Annotated in this window: 2 tRNA genes and 2 rRNA genes; all 4 read left to right on the forward strand. The window is 46.9% G+C overall.

Annotation, left to right across the window (positions count from 1 at the left end):
- The first annotated feature begins 344 nt into the window (after positions 1 to 344).
- The 4 genes from C8J95_RS18445 to C8J95_RS18460 all read left to right on the forward strand — a co-directional run bounded on the left by C8J95_RS18445 (position 345) and on the right by C8J95_RS18460 (position 5,160).
- Positions 345 to 1,861, forward strand: a 16S ribosomal RNA gene (locus tag C8J95_RS18445).
- Between the two features lie 202 nt (positions 1,862 to 2,063).
- Positions 2,064 to 2,137 (forward strand) — tRNA-Ile (locus C8J95_RS18450).
- A 12-nt stretch (positions 2,138 to 2,149) separates the two neighbouring features.
- Positions 2,150 to 2,223, forward strand: a tRNA-Ala gene (locus C8J95_RS18455).
- Positions 2,224 to 2,384: 161 nt separating this feature from the next.
- Positions 2,385 to 5,160: ribosomal RNA gene (locus tag C8J95_RS18460) — 23S ribosomal RNA — on the forward strand.
- The 16S and 23S rRNA genes sit together here with 2 tRNA genes alongside, the layout of an rRNA operon.
- The last annotated feature ends 108 nt before the right edge of the window (positions 5,161 to 5,268 follow it).

Consider the following 5,268-nt stretch of genomic DNA (forward strand, 5'->3'; position numbering starts at 1 on the left):
GGGGAGCAGGAGATAATTGAGACTATAAAATCGATTAAAATTTTTTAGAAAAAAGATTTGGTCATGTTAATAAAATTTATTAGTTTTGCCCACGCAAAAATGGTTAATAAACGAACTGTTTAAGCGGCGTAGAGATAATGAAGGTGACTGAAAAAAAACTTCAAAAAAGTTTTTGTAAATCGGAAAAAGTTTTTATCTTTGCACTCGCAAATCTGAAACGACTGACAGAAGAGATTTCGGAGGGAGCGAAAAGAATAAAAGATCATTGAAAATAAAATAACAACCAAGTAAGAAAAACCAAAGCGTCAATTTTAAATTGAGTTGAGTTTAAGGAATACAAACATACAATGGAGAGTTTGATCCTGGCTCAGGATGAACGCTAGCGGGAGGCCTAACACATGCAAGCCGAGCGGTAGAGATTCTTCGGAATCTTGAGAGCGGCGTACGGGTGCGGAACACGTGTGCAACCTGCCTTTATCAAGGGGATAGCCTTTCGAAAGGAAGATTAATACCCTATAATATATTGACTGGCATCAGTTGATATTGAAAACTACGGTGGATAAAGATGGGCACGCGCAAGATTAGCTAGTTGGTGAGGTAACGGCTCACCAAGGCGACGATCTTTAGGGGGCCTGAGAGGGTGATCCCCCACACTGGTACTGAGACACGGACCAGACTCCTACGGGAGGCAGCAGTGAGGAATATTGGACAATGGGTGCAAGCCTGATCCAGCCATCCCGCGTGTAGGAAGACGGCCCTATGGGTTGTAAACTACTTTTATCTGGGGATAAACCTACTTACGTGTAAGTAGCTGAAGGTACCAGATGAATAAGCACCGGCTAACTCCGTGCCAGCAGCCGCGGTAATACGGAGGGTGCAAGCGTTATCCGGATTTATTGGGTTTAAAGGGTCCGTAGGCGGGCTGATAAGTCAGTGGTGAAATCCGACAGCTTAACTGTCGAACTGCCATTGATACTGTCAGCCTTGAGTAAGGTTGAAGTGGCTGGAATAAGTAGTGTAGCGGTGAAATGCATAGATATTACTTAGAACACCAATTGCGAAGGCAGGTCACTAAGTCTTAACTGACGCTGATGGACGAAAGCGTGGGGAGCGAACAGGATTAGATACCCTGGTAGTCCACGCCGTAAACGATGATTACTCGTTTTTGGGTTTTAGGATTCAGAGACTAAGCGAAAGTGATAAGTAATCCACCTGGGGAGTACGTTCGCAAGAATGAAACTCAAAGGAATTGACGGGGGCCCGCACAAGCGGTGGAGCATGTGGTTTAATTCGATGATACGCGAGGAACCTTACCAAGACTTAAATGGGAAATGACAGATTTAGAAATAGATCCTTCTTCGGACATTTTTCAAGGTGCTGCATGGTTGTCGTCAGCTCGTGCCGTGAGGTGTTAGGTTAAGTCCTGCAACGAGCGCAACCCCTGTCACTAGTTGCTAACATTAAGTTGAGGACTCTAGTGAGACTGCCTACGCAAGTAGAGAGGAAGGTGGGGATGACGTCAAATCATCACGGCCCTTACGTCTTGGGCCACACACGTGCTACAATGGCCGGTACAGAGGGCAGCTACCTAGTGATAGGATGCAAATCTCGAAAGCCGGTCTCAGTTCGGATTGGAGTCTGCAACTCGACTCTATGAAGCTGGAATCGCTAGTAATCGCGCATCAGCCATGGCGCGGTGAATACGTTCCCGGGCCTTGTACACACCGCCCGTCAAGCCATGGAAGCTGGGGGTACCTGAAGTCGGTGACCGTAAAAGGAGCTGCCTAGGGTAAAACTAGTAACTAGGGCTAAGTCGTAACAAGGTAGCCGTACCGGAAGGTGCGGCTGGAACATCTCATTTTAGAGCGTCTTAAGGACGATAAACAATTAAAGGCCACATAGTGGTCACTTACTTAAACAAAGCACAGCTTTGGTTTTACTTTGGTTGATATTTAAGAAATAACCCTTTAGATTAGTAACAGGGAAAGAGATTTTAGAAGTTGGAAATTAGAAAAGAGAAGTACGAAAGTACCTTATCCTATAATCTTACACTCTAAAAATGAAGTCTCGTAGCTCAGCTGGTTAGAGCGCTACACTGATAATGTAGAGGTCGGCAGTTCGAGCCTGCCCGAGACTACTAATTGAAAAAGGGGAATTAGCTCAGCTGGCTAGAGCGCCTGCCTTGCACGCAGGAGGTCAAGGGTTCGACTCCCTTATTCTCCACAGTTTTGTTGGACTGATACAAGCATACGAATAGAGCCAAAACAAATATTCGTTTATTGGGAAGACAGAAAGAATAAAAAGATCATTGACATTAACGGTAAAATTGACATCACAAAGAGATAACCGAGCACTCCTTGAGTGCAGAGTAAAATAAAATTAGGAAAGAAATCGTTAAGGGCGTATGGCGGATGCCTAGGCTTTCAGAGGCGAAGAAGGACGTGGTAAGCTGCGAAAAGCTGCGGGGATTGGCACACACGAATTGATCCGCAGATGTCCGAATGGGGCAACCCGGCATATTGAAGATATGTCACCTCGTAAGAGGAGCAAACCCGGAGAACTGAAACATCTAAGTACCCGGAGGAAAAGAAATCGAAGAGATTCCGTAAGTAGTGGCGAGCGAAAGCGGATTAGCCCAAAAGTCTTTATATGTTTAATAGAACACACTGGAAAGTGTGGCCATAGAGGGTGATAGCCCCGTATATGAAAGGCATATTTGGATGATAAATGAGTAGGGCGGGACACGTGAAATCCTGTCTGAATATGGGGGGACCATCCTCCAAGGCTAAATACTCCTGAAAGACCGATAGTGAACAAGTACTGTGAAGGAAAGGTGAAAAGCACTTCGAATAGAAGGGTGAAATAGAACCTGAAACCGTACGCCTACAAGCGGTCGGAGCAGCTATATGCTGTGACGGCGTGCCTTTTGCATAATGAGCCTACGAGTTAATCTTACTAGCGAGGTTAAGGACTTAAGGTCCGGAGCCGTAGCGAAAGCGAGTCTGAATAGGGCGCTTAGTTAGTGGGATTAGACGCGAAACCTTGTGATCTACCCATGGGCAGGTTGAAGCTTTGGTAACACAAAGTGGAGGACCGAACCGGTTGACGTTGAAAAGTCTTCGGATGACCTGTGGGTAGGGGTGAAAGGCCAATCAAACTGGGAGATAGCTCGTACTCCCCGAAATGCATTTAGGTGCAGCGTCGATATAGTTTATTAGAGGTAGAGCTACTGATTGGATGCGGGGGTTTCATCGCCTACCAATTCCTGACAAACTCCGAATGCTAATAAATGATTGTCGGCAGTGAGGGCATGGGTGCTAAGGTCCATGTCCGAGAGGGAAAGAACCCAGACCAACAGCTAAGGTCCCTAAATATATGCTAAGTTGAAAGAACGCGGTTGGACTGCATTGACAGCTAGGATGTTGGCTTGGAAGCAGCCATTCATTTAAAGAGTGCGTAACAGCTCACTAGTCGAGCGGTCCGGCATGGATAATAATCGGGCATAAGCATATTACCGAAGCTATGGCAGTATTAAATACTGGGTAGGGGAGCATTCTATTTGCGCCGAAGCAGTACTGTGAGGTATTGTGGAGCGGATAGAAAAGAAAATGTAGGCATAAGTAACGATAAAGGGGGCGAGAAACCCCCTCACCGAAAGACTAAGGTTTCCTCAGCCATGCTAATCAGCTGAGGGTTAGTCGGGGCCTAACGCGAAGCCGACAGGCGTAGTGGATGGACAACGGGTTAATATTCCCGTACCAGTATATTAATAAAAGTGACGGAGTTGGAAACTAGGTGCGTACTGACGGAATAGTACGTTGAAGTAATCGTGAGGTTACGATAGTACAGCAAATCTTCGGATGCGCTGATAATCCTGGGGACCCGCTTCCAAGAAAAGCGAAATATACTGCCCGTACCAAAACCGACACAGGTAGTCGAGGAGAGAATCCTAAGGTGCTCGAGTGAGTCGTGGCTAAGGAACTAGGCAAAATAGTCTCGTAACTTCGGAAGAAGAGACGCCTCCCTCCGGGGAGGCCGCAGTGAAGAGGCCCAGGCGACTGTTTATCAAAAACACAGGACTCTGCTAAATCGAAAGATGCTGTATAGGGTCTGACACCTGCCCGGTGCTGGAAGGTTAAGGAAGGTGCTTAGAAGTAATTCGAAGGCATTGACTGAAGCCCCAGTAAACGGCGGCCGTAACTATAACGGTCCTAAGGTAGCGAAATTCCTTGTCGGGTAAGTTCCGACCTGCACGAATGGTGTAACGATCTGGGCACTGTCTCAGCCACGAGCTCGGTGAAATTGTAGTATCGGTGAAGATGCCGATTACCCGCAATGGGACGAAAAGACCCTGTGAACCTTTACTATAACTTCGTATTGACTTCGAGTAAACAATGTGTAGGATAGGTGGGAGGCTGTGAAGCAGGCACGCTAGTGTTTGTGGAGCCAACGTTGAAATACCACCCTTTGTTTACTTGGAGCCTAACTTCTACGGAAGGACATTGCGTGGTGGGTAGTTTGACTGGGGTGGTCGCCTCCAAAAGAGTAACGGAGGCTTTCAAAGGTACCCTCAGCACGCTTGGTAACCGTGCGTAGAGTGTAATGGCATAAGGGTGCTTGACTGTGAGACCTACAAGTCGATCAGGTGCGAAAGCAGGACATAGTGATCCGGTGGTTCCGTATGGAAGGGCCATCGCTCATAGGATAAAAGGTACTCCGGGGATAACAGGCTAGTCTCCCCCAAGAGCTCACATCGACGGGGAGGTTCGGCACCTCGATGTCGGCTCGTCACATCCTGGGGCTGGAGAAGGTCCCAAGGGTTGGGCTGTTCGCCCATTAAAGTGGCACGCGAGCTGGGTTCAGAACGTCGTGAGACAGTTCGGTCTCTATCTATTGCGGGCGTTAGATGTTTGAGAGGGCTTGATTCTAGTACGAGAGGACCGAATTGAACAAACCTCTGGTGTATCAGTTGTACCGCCAGGTGCACCGCTGAGTAGCTATGTTTGGAAGAGATAAGCACTGAAAGCATATAAGTGCGAAACTCGCCTCAAGATGAGACATCTTTTAAGGGTCGTTGTAGATGACGACGTTGATAGGCTATAGGTGTAAAGGCAGTAATGTCATAGCCGAGTAGTACTAATTACCCGTAGATTTATAGCCTAATAAGGCTTAAAGCTAAAAGCAATAAGTAAGCTTTGCAAAAATACTTAAGGAGTGCGCTAAAGGTTATGCCTTTGTGATGTTGAAACTACCGAAAAAGAAGTTAGA

Origin of the sequence: Elizabethkingia sp. YR214, assembly GCF_003058195.1 — a bacterium.
GTDB lineage: Bacteria > Bacteroidota > Bacteroidia > Flavobacteriales > Weeksellaceae > Elizabethkingia.